This window comes from Ruegeria sp. SAZA006 (genome assembly GCF_059613465.1).
This window is the reverse complement of record NZ_JBXWSO010000014.1, coordinates 306127-320406: the sequence shown is the minus strand read 5'-3', so window position 1 is coordinate 320406 and position 14280 is coordinate 306127. Positions and strand designations below refer to the sequence as shown.

Annotated in this window: 16 protein-coding genes; 7 read left to right on the top strand and 9 right to left on the bottom strand. The window is 60.4% G+C overall.

Annotated features, from left to right (window positions below):
* Positions 1-89: 89 nt before the first annotated feature.
* From AC2FNZ_RS13700 to AC2FNZ_RS13685, 4 genes are all read left to right on the top strand, one after another.
* On the top strand, positions 90-503 hold the full coding sequence (locus AC2FNZ_RS13700; protein ID WP_093964658.1) for an Hsp20 family protein: 414 nt from the start codon (positions 90-92) through the stop codon (positions 501-503).
* 3 nt (positions 504-506) lie between these two features.
* Entirely contained in the window at positions 507-731 is a 225-nt protein-coding gene (locus AC2FNZ_RS13695; protein WP_093964659.1) for a DUF1150 family protein, read from the top strand.
* Positions 732-838: 107 nt separating this feature from the next.
* Positions 839-1726, top strand: coding sequence for a PhzF family phenazine biosynthesis protein (locus tag AC2FNZ_RS13690; protein ID WP_496840976.1), 888 nt, complete (start codon positions 839-841; stop codon positions 1724-1726).
* Positions 1723-2592 (top strand): hypothetical protein, encoded by an 870-nt coding sequence (locus AC2FNZ_RS13685; RefSeq protein WP_496840975.1) that lies wholly within the window; start codon positions 1723-1725, stop codon positions 2590-2592. The genes AC2FNZ_RS13690 and AC2FNZ_RS13685 overlap by 4 nt, the downstream gene beginning before the upstream one ends.
* Positions 2593-2629: 37 nt before the next feature.
* Here AC2FNZ_RS13685 and AC2FNZ_RS13680 read toward each other — a convergent pair whose 3' ends face one another.
* From AC2FNZ_RS13680 to trxB, 4 genes are all read right to left on the bottom strand, one after another.
* On the bottom strand, positions 2630-3187 hold the full coding sequence (locus tag AC2FNZ_RS13680) for a hypothetical protein (RefSeq protein WP_496834007.1): 558 nt from the start codon (positions 3185-3187) through the stop codon (positions 2630-2632).
* A gap of 194 nt (positions 3188-3381) precedes the next feature.
* Positions 3382-5100, bottom strand: coding sequence for a bifunctional sulfate adenylyltransferase/adenylylsulfate kinase (locus AC2FNZ_RS13675; RefSeq protein WP_496840974.1), 1719 nt, complete (start codon positions 5098-5100; stop codon positions 3382-3384).
* A 195-nt stretch (positions 5101-5295) separates the two neighbouring features.
* Positions 5296-6987 (bottom strand): adenylate/guanylate cyclase domain-containing protein, encoded by a 1692-nt coding sequence (locus tag AC2FNZ_RS13670; protein WP_496840973.1) that lies wholly within the window; start codon positions 6985-6987, stop codon positions 5296-5298.
* A 109-nt stretch (positions 6988-7096) separates the two neighbouring features.
* The gene (gene trxB, locus AC2FNZ_RS13665; protein ID WP_170598760.1) at positions 7097-8038 is read right to left on the bottom strand and encodes a thioredoxin-disulfide reductase; all 942 of its coding nucleotides are present in this window, start codon (positions 8036-8038) and stop codon (positions 7097-7099) included.
* 222 nt (positions 8039-8260) lie between these two features.
* Here trxB and AC2FNZ_RS13660 point away from each other — a divergent pair, with 222 nt between their 5' ends.
* Entirely contained in the window at positions 8261-8761 is a 501-nt protein-coding gene (locus AC2FNZ_RS13660) for an Lrp/AsnC family transcriptional regulator (RefSeq protein WP_093964666.1), read from the top strand.
* A gap of 122 nt (positions 8762-8883) precedes the next feature.
* On the opposite strand, the gene AC2FNZ_RS13655 is transcribed toward AC2FNZ_RS13660, so the two are convergent.
* The 5 genes from AC2FNZ_RS13655 to lgt all read right to left on the bottom strand — a co-directional run bounded on the left by AC2FNZ_RS13655 (position 8884) and on the right by lgt (position 13104).
* Positions 8884-9666 carry a Hint domain-containing protein gene (locus AC2FNZ_RS13655; RefSeq protein ID WP_170369643.1) on the bottom strand — a complete coding sequence of 261 codons (783 nt, stop codon included), beginning with the start codon at positions 9664-9666 and terminating at the stop codon, positions 8884-8886.
* A gap of 1 nt (position 9667) precedes the next feature.
* On the bottom strand, positions 9668-9853 hold the full coding sequence (locus AC2FNZ_RS13650; protein ID WP_496840972.1) for a hypothetical protein: 186 nt from the start codon (positions 9851-9853) through the stop codon (positions 9668-9670).
* Positions 9854-10397: 544 nt separating this feature from the next.
* Complete coding sequence (gene pgeF / locus AC2FNZ_RS13645; protein WP_496840971.1) at positions 10398-11156, bottom strand: peptidoglycan editing factor PgeF; 759 nt, start codon at positions 11154-11156, stop codon at positions 10398-10400.
* Positions 11153-12220, bottom strand: a complete 1068-nt coding sequence (locus AC2FNZ_RS13640; protein WP_496840970.1) for a class I SAM-dependent methyltransferase — start codon at positions 12218-12220, stop codon at positions 11153-11155. Before AC2FNZ_RS13640 ends, pgeF begins: the two co-directional genes overlap by 4 nt.
* Entirely contained in the window at positions 12217-13104 is an 888-nt protein-coding gene (gene lgt / locus AC2FNZ_RS13635; RefSeq protein WP_496840969.1) for a prolipoprotein diacylglyceryl transferase, read from the bottom strand. Before lgt ends, AC2FNZ_RS13640 begins: the two co-directional genes overlap by 4 nt.
* 97 nt (positions 13105-13201) lie before the next feature.
* Between lgt and AC2FNZ_RS13630 the strand changes: the two genes are divergently transcribed.
* On the top strand, positions 13202-13450 hold the full coding sequence (locus tag AC2FNZ_RS13630) for an accessory factor UbiK family protein (RefSeq protein ID WP_093964673.1): 249 nt from the start codon (positions 13202-13204) through the stop codon (positions 13448-13450).
* A 322-nt stretch (positions 13451-13772) separates the two neighbouring features.
* A complete protein-coding gene (locus AC2FNZ_RS13625) occupies positions 13773-14273 on the top strand; it encodes a type III secretion system chaperone family protein (RefSeq protein ID WP_093964674.1) in 501 nt (166 codons plus the stop codon).
* The last annotated feature ends 7 nt before the right edge of the window (positions 14274-14280 follow it).

The window sequence follows — 14280 nt, the reverse complement described above, 5'->3', positions numbered from 1 at the left end:
GACACACGTTTCATCCCATATTGTCTTGTGCGCAGCTGCCGTTACGGGGCCGCGCATCACGTCGCTTTGACAATGAAGGACGAGAAAACGTGTCAAAACTTACTCTTGGCTCATACCCGCATCTTCTGGGGTTCGAGCAGCTGGAACGCCTTCTGGAACGGTCTGCAAAGGCCGGAAACGAAGGGTATCCGCCCTACAACATCGAACAGACGTCGGATCATTCCTACCGCATTACCTTGGCCGTGGCCGGGTTTGCCGAGGATGACCTGTCGATCACCATCGAAGATCGGCAACTGGTGATCCGGGGCCGTCAGCGCGACGACAGCGAGGGGCGCGTGTTCCTGCACCGCGGCATCGCGGCCCGTCAGTTCCAGCGCATGTTCGTGCTGGCCGACGGTGTCGAGGTCGGCGAGGCCATCATGGAAAATGGCCTTCTGCATATCGACCTGACCCGCGCCGTGCCCGAAACCGTTGTGCAGACGATCAACATAAGGAAGGGGTAAGCCATGAATACACCGTATGAAATCAACACCGAAGGCAATCGGATCGTCTATGTGAAGGCCGTGAACGTGGCCAACCTGCCGCACGAGGTTCGCACGCAGGTGGGTGATCTGGATCATCTTTATGCCGTTCACGATTCAGATGGGCAGCAACTGGCGCTTGTCGCCGATCGAAAGCTGGCCTTCGTACTGGCGCGGCAGCATGACCTGTCTCCGGTGGCCGTGCACTGACACGGGCACAGACCGATTCAGCGTGACAAGCGGCGCGTGAGGCGTCAAACATGCCACCCGCGGGTTTGCATTCCCGGCACTTTCTGACTGCAAGCACGAGAGGGCGCATGAGCTGGTTCGATTTCGATTGGGTGGATGCCTTCAGCGACACGGCATTCGGCGGAAATGGCTGTGCAGTCGTACATGGTGGCGCGCATTTGCCGGAAACGGTCTGCACGGCGTTTGTCCGCGAGACGTCTTTGGTCGAATGCACATTTACCGGACCATCGGATGTGGCGGATATTCGAGTGCGGTACTTCCTGGCCAGCCGTGAAATTCCCTTTGCCGGACACCCGACGATTGCGACTGTGGCTGCCATGCGCCATCGTGGAATGATATCTGGTGACGCACTGACGCTGGAAACCGGAGCAGGAATCGTGTCAATCCAGCTGCATGGCGACCAGATTGAGATGACCCAGATCGCGCCCGAATTCGGCACGCGGGTGCCAGAAGACCTTGTTGCCGCTGCGATCGGCCTACCTGCAAGCGCGATCATTTCGCCGCCGCAGATGGTTTCGACCGGGCTTCCATTTTGCATTACAGTTCTGCGGGATCATGCAGCCTTGCGCGCGGCACAACTGAATGTGGATGCACTGCAACGGGTGGCGGAAACTGCCGGATATGCCGGCTCTGACATGGCCGAACCTTTCCTTGTGACCCTGCAGGGGGCTACGGCTCAAGGGGATACGTTCTCGCGTTTGTTGCTGGCACCGCCCAGCCCACCGGAAGATCCGTTCACCGGCTCCGCTACCGGTGCAATGGCGGCTTACCTGTGGAAATACGGGCTGATGCCGAAAGAGAGCTTTGTCGCCGAACAAGGCCACGACATGGGCCGCCCTGGTCAGGCGACTGTAACGCGGGTCGGGCCAACGGATGCGATGACGGGCATCAAGGTTGCCGGCCGCGGGTTTGTCCTGATGCGTGGCCAGACCGACCTGCCGGACAGCCTGCAATGACCGAACCTGCGATCGCGATTCTGCCCTATGGGCACCGCTTGGGGCCAAAGCTCGCTTCGGTTCCGCTGGCAGATCTGAATTGGCCGCTGGGCTGCCCCGAGCGCCTGTCAGGAAAGACCGTAGGTGACCTCGCGCCCACCGACCACCTGATCATGTATCCCAATTCCACCGTACACCTGCGCATGCGACGCGGCACGCGGGCTCGGATATCGCTGATGATGGGCGAGCCATCGGCCATACATGGCAAGCACGACCGGATGCTGCGCTGGACCTGGCGACGGTTTTTCCGGGTGTTCACCTTTCACGACGTATTGCTGAACAGCCTGCCCAACGCGGTTTTCCTGCCCTATGGCGTGACCCAAGTCCCCGAGTGGCAGGATCTGAGCGTCGTAAAGACGCGGTCATGCTCGCTGATCGCGTCGGCGAAGCGCGATCTGGAGGGGCACCAGCTGAGGCACAGGCTGATCGATTGGGCCCGCGACACAGGCGCTGACATCGACATCATGGGCCGCGGCTATCAGCCGTTCGAGAACAAGTCAGACGGGTTGGCACCTTATCGTTATTCGGTCGTCATCGAAAACGTGCGCGAGAGGAACTACTTCTCGGAGAAGCTGATCGACGCCGTTCTGTGTTCGACAGTCCCGATCTATTGGGGGTGCCCTAATATCGGCGACTTCCTCGACACCAAGGGGATGATCCTGTGCGAAACCGAGGCGGACATCCAGCAGGCCGTGCAGATGCTATCGGTGGAAGACTATGAAAAGCGCTTGCCGTATCTGCGGGCGATGCAGCCACAGGCCGCCATCTATGGAGAGTTCGAACTGAGGGCTGCCGAGGCCCTGCGGGATCAGCTCTCAACAGGCTGACTGTGCAACACGCGCACTTTGGCTCTGCCGGAGTGGGTCAGCGCCGCGAGACACGTTCCAGGTAATCGATCGCGTCCTGCAATTCCTCCAGAATGTCATACCAGCCATCCACGTCGTTCAGCCGGCGGAACTCGGCTTTGACCGAGTCGTGGTGCATCATGTCCTTGGCCTCTTTGAGACTGTCGCGCGCCGAGTCTGGCTCCATGTTGCCGGCAGCGGTCTTGGCCGCATCGATGACCTCAAGGATCTGGCGAAGACGGGTCGTGCCGGGCGTCGGCGGAACCGGTGGCACGACAAGCCCCAAAGGGTGATCCTGGGGCGGCGGCTGCAGTGTATCCAGCGCCTTTTGAATCTTGGCTTTGATCTTGTCGCATTCCTTCACCCAATCCGCGTAGGTCCGGATCGACTTCAGAAGGTCCAGCAGCCAGTCTATGGGGATAAATGGTGTCAGGCACCCTGCCACAGCCGGCGAAGCCATCAACGCCGGAAGTTGCAACCGGGAAAACTGGGCGATCTTGTAGTCGGCAATTACCGCCGCGCGGTTGTCTCCCGCAAACATGGCTCCGCCATCGTCGGTATTTTTCTGAGTTGCCATATGTTCACCCTCCCAAAGGATGCAGATAAATTATGTCTGCGCAAAATATGTCAAATAGTAGCATTTTCTGGATGAAACGTCGAACTACCGCAAATCTGCGCGGATGGAAGGGGGGTGTTCAAAGCAGTGTTCTGGAAATGAAAGACCCCCGGAGATGTCTCCGGGGGTCCGTGTTGATAGCAGTTGGCTGTGGCTCAGGATCCGGCGATCAATCCCATGCTTTCCAGCTTCAGCAGAACCTGATGGGCGCAGTTGTCCACGTCCACATTCTCGGTCTCGACGCGCAGTTCCGGGTTTTCCGGCACATCGTAAGGGTCCGAAATTCCGGTGAATTCCTTGATCTTGCCTTCGCGCGCCAGCTTGTACAGGCCCTTGCGGTCGCGGCGCTCGCATTCCTCGATGCTTGTGGCCACGTGAACTTCGCAGAACGCGCCGAATTGCTCGATCTCCTCGCGCACGGCGCGGCGGGTGGTGGCGTAGGGCGCGATCGGGGCACAGATGGCGATGCCGCCGTTCTTGGTGATCTCGGAGGCCACATAGCCGATGCGACGGATGTTCAGGTCGCGGTGTTCCTTCGAGAAGCCCAGTTCCGAGCTGAGGTTCTTGCGGACGATGTCACCGTCCAGCAACGTGACGGGACGGCCGCCCATCTCCATCAGCTTGACCATCAGAGCGTTGGCGATGGTCGATTTGCCCGAGCCCGAGAAACCGGTGAAGAATACGGTAAAGCCCTGCTGGCTGCGCGGCGGATAGCGGCGGCGCAGCTGCTCGACCACCTCGGGGAACGAGAACCACTCAGGGATATCGATGCCTTCGCGCAGACGGCGGCGCAGTTCGGTGCCCGAGATGTTCAAAATCGTGACGTTGTCGCGGTCCTCGATCTCGTCCGCGGGTTCGTACTGGGCGCGTTCTTGCACATAGACCATGTGTTTGAAATCGACCATCTCGATGCCGATCTCGTCCTGATATTTGCGGAACAGGTCCTGTGCGTCGTAGGGGCCGTAGAAATCCTTGCCCTGGCTGTTCTTGCCCGGGCCGGCATGGTCGCGGCCGACGATGAAGTGAGTGCAGCCGTGGTTCTTGCGGATCAGGCCGTGCCAGACCGCCTCGCGCGGGCCGGCCATGCGCATCGCCAGGTTCAGCAGGCTCATCGTGGTGGTCGAAGCCGGGTACTTGTCCAGTACCGCCTCGTAGCAGCGCACGCGGGTGAAGTGATCGACATCGCCGGGCTTGGTCAGGCCCACGACCGGGTGGATCAGCAGGTTGGCCTGAGCCTCACGCGCGGCGCGGAAGGTCAGTTCCTGGTGTGCGCGGTGCAGCGGGTTGCGGGTCTGGAAGGCGACGATGCGGCGCCAGCCCAGCTTGCGGAAATAGGCGCGCAGCTCGTTCGGGGTGTCGCGGCGGGCCTTGAAGTCATAGTGCACCGGCGGCTGGATACCGGTCACGGGACCGCCCAGATAGACCTTGCCTGCCACGTTGTGCAGGTAGTTCACGGCGGGGTGCGCATCATCATCGGCACCGAACACCTTCTCGGCCTCACGCGACTTGTCCGGGGTCCAGCGGTCGGTAACGGTCATGGTCGCCAGGATCACGCCTTCCTGGTCGCGCAGCGCAATGTCCTGACCCAGTTCAATCCGATCGGCGAAGCCCTCGCTGACATCCAGCGTGATCGGCATCGGCCAAAGGCTTCCGTCGGCCAGGCGCATGTTTTCGACCACGCTGTCATAGTCTTCCTGACCCAGAAAGCCCTTGAGCGGGCTGAACCCGCCGTTCATCAGCAACTCCAGATCACAGATCTGGCGCGGGGTCAGGTCCCAGCTGGTCAGGTCGGCGGCTTCGACTTTCAGCTTTTGGGCGGATTCATAGGAAACATACAGTTCTGGGATCGGAGCCAGGTTACTCAACATCGTCATCGCAATACTCTTGAGGCAGTGTGGTCAGTCAGTGATTCAGGTGCATTTCCGGGCCATGTGCCCCGGTCGTCAGTCGAAGTCCATATACATTCATGAAACAAAGGAGGATATGCGCGGTTTTTCCCCGGAATGGAAGGTTTTTCCGGGCCTGAACCAAAAAAGCGACGAAAATCCCACCGGATGGGGACAATATCGTCAACCGGAGGCGATCTGTTCTGGAGAGGCCAGAAGTTGGTCCAGATCCAGAGCGCGCTCGACGGGCAGGGCAGGGACGGGCTCGGTTACGCCCCGCAGTTGGAACAGACGCAGGTCAAGCCCATCGGTCTCAAACCCGGCCGCGCGCAGCACGGCTTCCGAGACCAACAGCTCGGCCCCGAGCGCCTTGGTTTCTCCTTCCAGCCGGCTGGCGACGTTCACGGCGTCTCCGATGATAGTCCGGGCGGCGTGGCCGGCAGCGCCGATCTCTCCCAACACAAGGTCGCCCAGGTGCAGGCCCATGCCGATGCGGATCTCGGGGCTGTTTTCCTGAGACAGTTGTTGGTTGAACTGCGCAAGCGCATGGCTGATGTCGATCGCAGCTTTCAGGGCAGAACGGGCCGAGCTGGACGTGTCGGGTGTTTCGAACACGGCCAAAAGGCCATCGCCCATGTATTTGTCGACGACCCCGCCGTCTGCGGTAATGGCTGGAACAATGGCGTCAAAGAACCGGTTCAACAGGAACACGATGTCATAGGGCAGTTGCCCAGTTGTGCGCGCGGTGAACCCGCGCATGTCCAGAAAAAGCACGGCCAGTTTACGCTCTTGCCCCTGACTGGCATGCGCCCGCTGGCGTCCGCCATCCGGCCGGAAAACACGGAAAACCGTCAAGGGGCTGGAGGGGCGGACCTGGCAGGCAAGGCGCGTGCGCTGTGTGGCCCCCACGGCTTTCAGGCTGCGGGCTTCGACCTCGCTGGGCGGTGGCAGTGACTCGGCACCATCCTCGACGATGACGCGGCAGGTGGTGCAGCGCCCCCGGCCGCCGCACAGCGCGGTATGCGGAATACCGTTGGCTTGTGACATCTCAAGCAGGGTCATGCCTTTCTCTGAGGTCACCTCCGGCCCATCGACATATCTGACGCGCACCGAGTGTCGTCTGCGCCAAAGCTTGCCCCCGAAATGAAACGCAAGAGCGGCGCCAAGCGCGATCCAGAAGGCCATCAAGGCATTGTCCTTGACGCTGAACAAAACCATGAACTCTTCGGGGCCGGGCCAGTTGTAGTGTTCGATATACTGTTCGCGTAGATCTGGGTCCGAAAAATCCATCCAGATCCGCCGCCCTTCGGTCAGCAAGCCGGCCAGGGCAAAGCTTGGGATGAAGACGGCAACTCCGATCAGATAGGGTACGGTTTGGCGCCACCACGAGGTCAGTCGCAGCCAGATATGCAGTCCGATGCACCCGTGTATCCAGACGATCAGCATCAGCAGGCTTTGCATCCAGATGGCCGAATTTGGCCACATCAGAATGATGATGTAGCCCATCTCGTCATTCACGTCGAAAACCTGATGCGCATAGCGTGTCTGGACGATGTGCGAAATCAGTTGCAGGGGAATGAGAAGGCCAAGAACGATCTGCAGGCCCGTATGAAAGGGCATTCGCAGGGTTCGGCGCTGGGCGATCGACACCAATGCCAGACCTGCATGCACGATCAGGGCAAGATACAGGACCGCGCTGCCAATCGAATGGCGCGTGACCGTTTTCCGAGAGTCCTGCATGTCATGCAGGTAGTCGGTGTGAAACAGCCCCAACCCGATATTGATGAAATGGAAGAAAGCAAAGGCAAATAGCACAAGACCACTGATGATCCTGAGACGGGTCGCCCAACTGCCCTGCCAAAGGGGGGTGTTCAAAAGATCACCTGAAATCTGCCGCGCTCGGGGCAAGTCTGCGTTGCCGCGCGGTGCGGGTCAAGGTGCCAGAGGAGGGCGGTGCGCAGCGCCGAAACGCTGCGCGTCGCGGTCATTCCTGTTCGGCAAGGAACCGTTCGGCATCCAGCGCCGCCATGCAGCCCATTCCGGCCGAGGTCACGGCCTGCCGGTACACATGGTCGGTCAGGTCACCGGCGGCGAACACGCCGGGGATCGAGGTCTGCGTAGTGCCGGGGTTGGTTTTGACATAGCCGCCCATATGGGTTTCCAGCACGTCTTTGACCAGTTCATTGGCTGGCGCGTGGCCGATGGCAACGAACACGCCTTTGCAAGGGATCTCGGTGATTTCGCCCGTCTTGACGTTCTTCACCCGCACGCCTTCGACGCCCAGCGGGTTATCGGTGCCAATCACTTCCTCCAGCTGGTGGAACCACAGCGGCTCGATCTTGTCGTTCTTGAACAGGCGGTCCTGCAGGATCTTCTCGGCCCGCAGCTCGTCCCGGCGGTGGATCAGGGTGACCTTGCTGGCGAAATTGGTTAAGAACAGCGCCTCTTCCACAGCGGTGTTGCCGCCGCCGATCACCACGATCTCCTGCCCGCGATAGAAGAACCCGTCACAAGTGGCGCAGGCCGACACGCCAAAGCCCTTGAATTTCTCCTCCGATGGCAGCCCCAGCCATTTGGCGCGTGCGCCGGTTGCCAGGATGACCGCGTCCGCAGTGTAGACGGTGCCGCTGTCGCCCTTTGCGGTGAAAGGCCGTTTGGACAGGTCCAGGTCGTTGATGATGTCACCGATCACCTCGCAGCCCATGGCCTTGGCGTGATCCTGCATGCGCACCATCAGGTCGGGGCCTTGAACCTCGGTGTCACCCGGCCAGTTCTCGACCTCGGTGGTGGTGGTCAGCTGGCCGCCCGGTTCGATGCCTTGCACCAGAATCGGGTTCAGCATCGCGCGGCTGGCATAGACGCCCGCAGTGTATCCGGCAGGCCCCGATCCGATGATCAGAACCTTGGTGTGTCGTGTCTCCGCCATGGAACCCCCACTCGATTATTGCCTGAGCGCCGTCGTGGGCGCCGGGCTTCGATATAGCGACAGCATCGGTCAGCTTAAAGCCCCTTCGTCTCACGCGTCCGTCATGTTGTACTAAGGTGCCGGCTTGCCTGATCGACAGACAAAGATTATTGCGCTGTTGCGAAAGAATATTGCGCATGGCACCTGCGCTGATATAAGAACCGAAAATTTCAGGAGCACCGCATGGTCACGACACGGCTGGACGAGATCGACCGAAAGATCCTTGCAGAACTGCAGGCAGACGGGCGAATGACCAATGTCGAGCTCGCCAAACGTGTCGGAATCTCGGCCCCACCCTGCCTGCGGCGCGTACGCACGCTGGAGGAGGCCGGCTTTATCCGAGGATACCACGCCGAGGTCAACGCCCGGGAACTGGGGTTCGAAGTTCAGGTCTTTGCGATGGTTGGCCTTGAAAGCCAAGCCGAGGCGGAGCTGCGGGCGTTCGAAGACCGCTGCCGAGACTGGCCGCTGGTCCGGGAATGCCACATGCTGAACGGCGAGGTCGACTTCATCCTGAAATGCGTCGCCCCCGACCTCAGCAGTTTTCAACAGTTCCTGACGGGTGAGTTGCTGACCACGCCGAACGTGGCCAGCGTCAAGACTTCGCTTGTCATCCGCGGTGCAAAAGACGAACCCGGCGTGCCGTTCGACGTATTGGAAGAACGGATGAACCGGACGGCGTAAAGCCGACGCGTCTGGTTTGCGATGCGCATGGCGGCAGCACCGCCACGATGGCCAGAGAAATGGCCCAACTCAGTAAAATCTGCATGTTGCCCCCCAAAATGCAGTGGTGATGGTTAAAGCTGTCACGCCGTGATGGCGTCGATCTCGCCCTCCCCGGCGCGTGCCATAAGCAGCGGACCGAAATCGTGCAAGGAATGGATGTGCGCGAACAGGTTCAGGTAGATCGAGCGCAGCGAGTGGCTCATCATCCGGACCGCGTTCACGCCGGGATGATAGGTTTCGAACTGCAGCCCATCGACATTGATGACCGCGTGGCGCTCCAGGCAGATATGGAACAGCTCGACCGGAGTGGGCGGCTGCGTTTCGATCACGGACATGCCGTCCTGAAATTCGGCGACGGGTGTCAGCATCGGCTGGCCACCTCCAAGATGCCTCAGATGCGCCGGCGTCGCCAGCAAGCGGGCTGCGGGGCCGGCAATGACACCGGACAATGGTTTTTGCATGCCGAACGTGTCTGCCATGATGCGGGTCAAAGGGCGTGTCCGCCCGCGCGAGTCTTCGCGGCCAGGTACCAGAGTGACCGAGCCTTTCCACAGCACCTTTTCGGATGCGCCGGTCTGGGTCAGGACCGTGTCGCCCGGCATCAGGTCCTCGATGGCGACCGGGCCGTGTTCCGTCTCGACCAGAGACCCACGTGTAAAGGCGCAGAACGCGTCTTCAAAAACGGGCAGAGCCGGTGCGATGTGGCGTGTCTGCGAAACTTCCCCGTTTTTCAGCAGCGCACTCACCTCGTATCGACGCAGTTGCGCCTTCTGTTTGGTGCCTGGACGCGGTGCTTCGCGCAGCAGTGCCGAAGTGTCGACGGCATTCTGCGCGGCACGCGCCAGTGAATTTGGAATAGTCATATTATTCCGTTCCTTCCAATACGCCGAACAGGCGGGAAACATCCCCGTGCAGGCCCGCCTTACAGCTTGATTCTTTGTCTTGAAAAAAGTGCGCCACCTCCATGCGGGTGCCGACATGGCCGCGCATGGCGAATGGATTTCGCATTCGTTTGGTCAACACAATGACCCCCCAGACAAACTCGTACATTGCGAACGTAATTGTCCGCACACAAACGCCCTGGAAAACGTCGGCTGCGAATACCAGCCTCGGTTCACGCACCGGCCCAGAGCAGCTTCCGGTGCGCGTCTTGCCCTGTTGAGACCGGCAGCTGGCCCCAGAGGGGTTTCGTATCAGCGTCGCGCGGCCAACCGGCGCACGACCCTTGCAGAGTGACTGGAAACCCGCTTCCAGGGCATTTCCGGTTGTTGGTCCCTGGCGGCCGCGACAACGGCGCGAAGAAAGCGAGATTTCAACTTCATATTCATGTCCTGCTCGATGTTCGGGGCTAAGCCCTTGTCCCTTTGTAAAGCCAATGTGACGCGTCTTTGCGGCAGCGATGTGGCTGTTCCGGGATCAATTGAGGACAAAGATGAAGTCTTGCGGCACCCCCTGAGTTTGGATGCCAGAAATCAGACGTTCGGAGAACGAAAAACCATCTGAGCACTGGCAAAAATTAACAACGATTCTGATGACAGATAGACACAATAAATGTGGCGGAAAAGTGGCGCTTTCGCCTCAATTCGGCCGATCTTTACAATCGTATGGCGGAAATCAGGCGGCCGTAATCCGCCTCGCCGGCATGGGTCGCGCGCCGGTAAGAATAGAACTTGTCGGGATCGGAATAGGTGCAATGCCGCGTCCATTCTGCCTGTCCGACGCCGGCCTGACGCAGCTTGTGAAGGCCAAAGGCCGGCAGGTCGAAATGCATCCGGTCACCTTGCCCATTTGCAAAGAAACGCGCGTTGTCTTGGCTGTCCAAAAGGAAGTCATCCAGAAACTCGGGGCCAACCTCGTAGGCGCGCTGCGAGATCGTCGGGCCGATGACGGCGGTGATGTCTTTTCGGTGCGCGCCCAGCGCCTCCATGGCGTCCAGCGTCGCCTCTAGGACACCGTCCAAAGCACCGCGCCATCCCGCATGTGCCGCCCCGATCACTTTCGCTTGAGGATCCGCAAACAGCACCGGCTGGCAGTCGGCCGTCAGGATCGTCAGCGCGAGGCCCGGCGTTGCGGTGACAATTGCATCGGCCCTTGGCTTCTCGCCTGTGACCGGCTTGTCGACGGTGATCACGTGCGGGGAATGAACCTGATGCACGCCGACCAATGCATCCAGTTCAACGCCCATGGCCTCGGCCACTCTGCTCCGGTTCAGCGCGACCGCCTCGCTTAGGTCGGACGAGCCGGTGCCGCAATTCAGTCCGCTGAAGATACCGGAAGAGGCGCCGCCCTTGCGACTGAAGAACCCGTGTCGAATCGGTGACAGCAAATCCGAGGTCAGAATTTCCAGAGTCATGTCCCAAGTCCCGATGGTGGCATCGCAGTTTTCGGGTAGAGGCCCAGCACCTTGAACAGGTTTCCCATTTCCTCGGGATGCGTCAACCGCCGATGTGCACGAACCAGCGTTTCCAGTTTTGATCCGGTCAATGCACTGGCCAGAGATTGTGCGCGTTGTGTGATGCCTAGACGCTCAAGAAACACACCCTGAGGCGTTAGCCGCGTATGGGCGCAGCCCGTCGCGCGCGACGCCAATGCCAGCGTTTCGAAATCCACATGTGCAGTCAGGTCGGCCTGACCCGGTGTGGCGAGCGGATCGACATATTCGTGCCCCTTGACGGCCTGCAACGTATCGCCCAGCGAACGCCAGTCGCCATAGTCGATAACGAGAGCCATACCACCGTGGCTGCGGATGATGCGGGCCGTTTCGGTCACGATGGGAACGGCCGCCGCGCACAGCTCGACCAGATCACCGTCCCGTGTATCCTCGAGGCGCGTCGCCAAGGCCGCCTGCGTCGCCCTCGGGCCAAGGCCGAATGCCAGCTGATCGCCCTGCAGACCCACAAGACGTTCGCACCAGCCGTCGCCGTCGCGCAGAAACTGGCGGATGGGCAGGGCGTCGAAGAATTCGTTGGCCACAAGAAACAGCGGAAGCTCTGGGAGATCGCCCACCGAAACGATCCATTTCGGTGCGTGCGCATCCAGGGCCTCGGCTTGAAGTCCGCGCAGAACGGGCGAGGCTTCGAGCAATACCACCTGCGCGGCGTCGTGGAACCCGGGCACGCCCCGGGTCGCCCGTAGAATGTCGGCCATGAGTGTTCCGCGCCCCGGGCCCAGCTCGACCAGCGCAAACCGGCCGGGTCTGCCTTGATCAATCCAGCCCTGCGCAAGGCAAAGACCAATCACTTCGCCGAACATCTGGCTGATTTCCGGAGCGGTGACAAAGTCTCCATGTGTGCCTAATGGGTCGCGGGTGGTGTAGTAGCCGTGCGTTGGATGCAGAAGGCATTCGGCCATATAGTCCGCCACGCTCATCGGCCCGTCCTGCCGGATGCGGTCGGTCAGATGGCCAAGCAGGCTCATGCCGCCCGCCGTGCCCGTAGGGCAAACCACAAGCCGACTGCGATCATCGGTACAGATAGGATCTGGCCCATCGTCAGGCCGTAGCCGCCCACATGCCACGCAAGTCCCAGCGGGTTTCCGACCGAGACGAATTGCGCATCGGGTTGACGAAAGAACTCGACGATGAAGCGCGAAGCGCCATAGCCCGCCAGAAATACGCCCATGATGCGACCGGGCCAATGAAATGCGCCGCGCCGATAGACCAGCCACAACAATAGCAGGCCCAACAGCACGCCTTCCAGCGCAGCCTCGTACAACTGCGACGGGTGGCGGGCGCAAAGCCCAGCAGCGACATTGGCGCAGTCCTGAGCTGCTGCGCCGGGAAAGATCACCGCCCAGGGCAGTTCGCTGGGTCGGCCCCACAGCTCGGCATTGACGAAATTGGCCAAACGGCCAAGTAAAAGGCCGGGGGGGACCGTATGGGCGATCAAGTCGGCCAGTGAAAGCAAGGGGGCCGAATGGCGTCGCGCGAAGACCAGCGCTGCGGTCACCACACCCAGAAGGCCGCCGTGAAAGGACATGCCACCCTGCCAGACCTTCAGGATCTCAAGCGGGTGGAACAGGTAGTATTCGGGCTGATAGAACAGGACAAAGCCCAACCGCCCGCCGATGATGACCCCCAGGATGATCCAGGTGATCAGGTCCTCCAACTGGTCCGGTCTCAGAGGAGGGGATTGATCCGGCCACAAAGCGGGACGGCGCACCGCCATCACCGCCATGCGCCACGCGATCAGGATGCCCGCGATATAGGCCAGCGCATACCACCGCAGCGCGAACTCGATCCCGAAGGCGGAAATCGAGAACAGCTCGGGCGACAGATCGGGGAAATTCAAAACAGCTTGCATGTGCGTCTCATTGCCCGGGGTTGGCTGACCAAGTCAACCTTGAGACTGGGCTCTCTATCCCCCATATAGAAGGCATTCGCGATTCCGGAGTAGACACATGCAAACCCGCAACAAGTTTCTGGACGATATGTCCCAGTTGATGACCAACGCAATGGGCGTGGCGCAGGGTGCGCGAGAAGAGGCTGAAACGGCGATGAAATCCTTGGTCGACCGCTGGCTGGCGGATCGCGACTTTGTCACGCGAGAAGAGTTCGATGCCGTCCGCGCGATGGCCCAGAAAGCGCGCGAAGAAAACGCGGCACTGGAAGCGCGGATCGCCGCGCTTGAAGCCAAGCTGGACAAATAAGCCCAGCCGCAGATCGGCATTTCAGAATTTTTGGCAAGACCCTACACCGCTCAACCCGCGCTGGGTGTCGCAGTGTGGGGAGTCTCGCCGCATTGCAAAAATAAATCAAGGCAAAGCTGCAGGGTGCGCCAATATTTTGGTGGCCGTTGCCAGCTGTCCACAACTTATTGCTGTTATCCCCAAGAATGGGGGTTGCCAGAGTCCCAGCCACAGCGCACCATATTTAGTACAGGCCTATGGGGGAAGCCCGGCTTGTAGAGCAGGCAACTAGCGCTGGGGCGCTGCCAGCCCCGAAATGCTAGGTATTAAGTGAGGTGGCACCATGGCACTTTCCGAGCAGTATTTCGAAGAAGACATTCATCCGATTGATATTGTCGAACATCTGGCTGAACACCACGATTGGGATTTCGACCGGATCGGTGACGACCAGATCGCCATGGCGGTCGAAGGACAGTGGCGCACCTACTCGATCACGTTGGCCTGGTCCAACTATGACGAGACCCTGCGGATGGTCTGCTCGTTCGAGATGGAGCCGCCCGAGGACCGGGTTTCCGATCTCTATGAATTGCTGAACCGCATGAATGACCAGTGCTGGGCCGGCGCCTTCACCTACTGGGGCAATCAGAAGCTGATGGTCTACCGCTACGGTCTGGTGCTCAGCGGCGGGCAATCGGCCAGCCCCGAACAGATTGACACGATGATCACCGCCGCTGTCCTGAGCGCCGAGCGTTACTATCCTGCGATCCAGTTGGTAACCTGGGGCAACCGTACGCCCGAGGATGCGATGCAAGTCGCCATTGCAGAGGCTTACGGCCGCGCGTAAAGCTTTG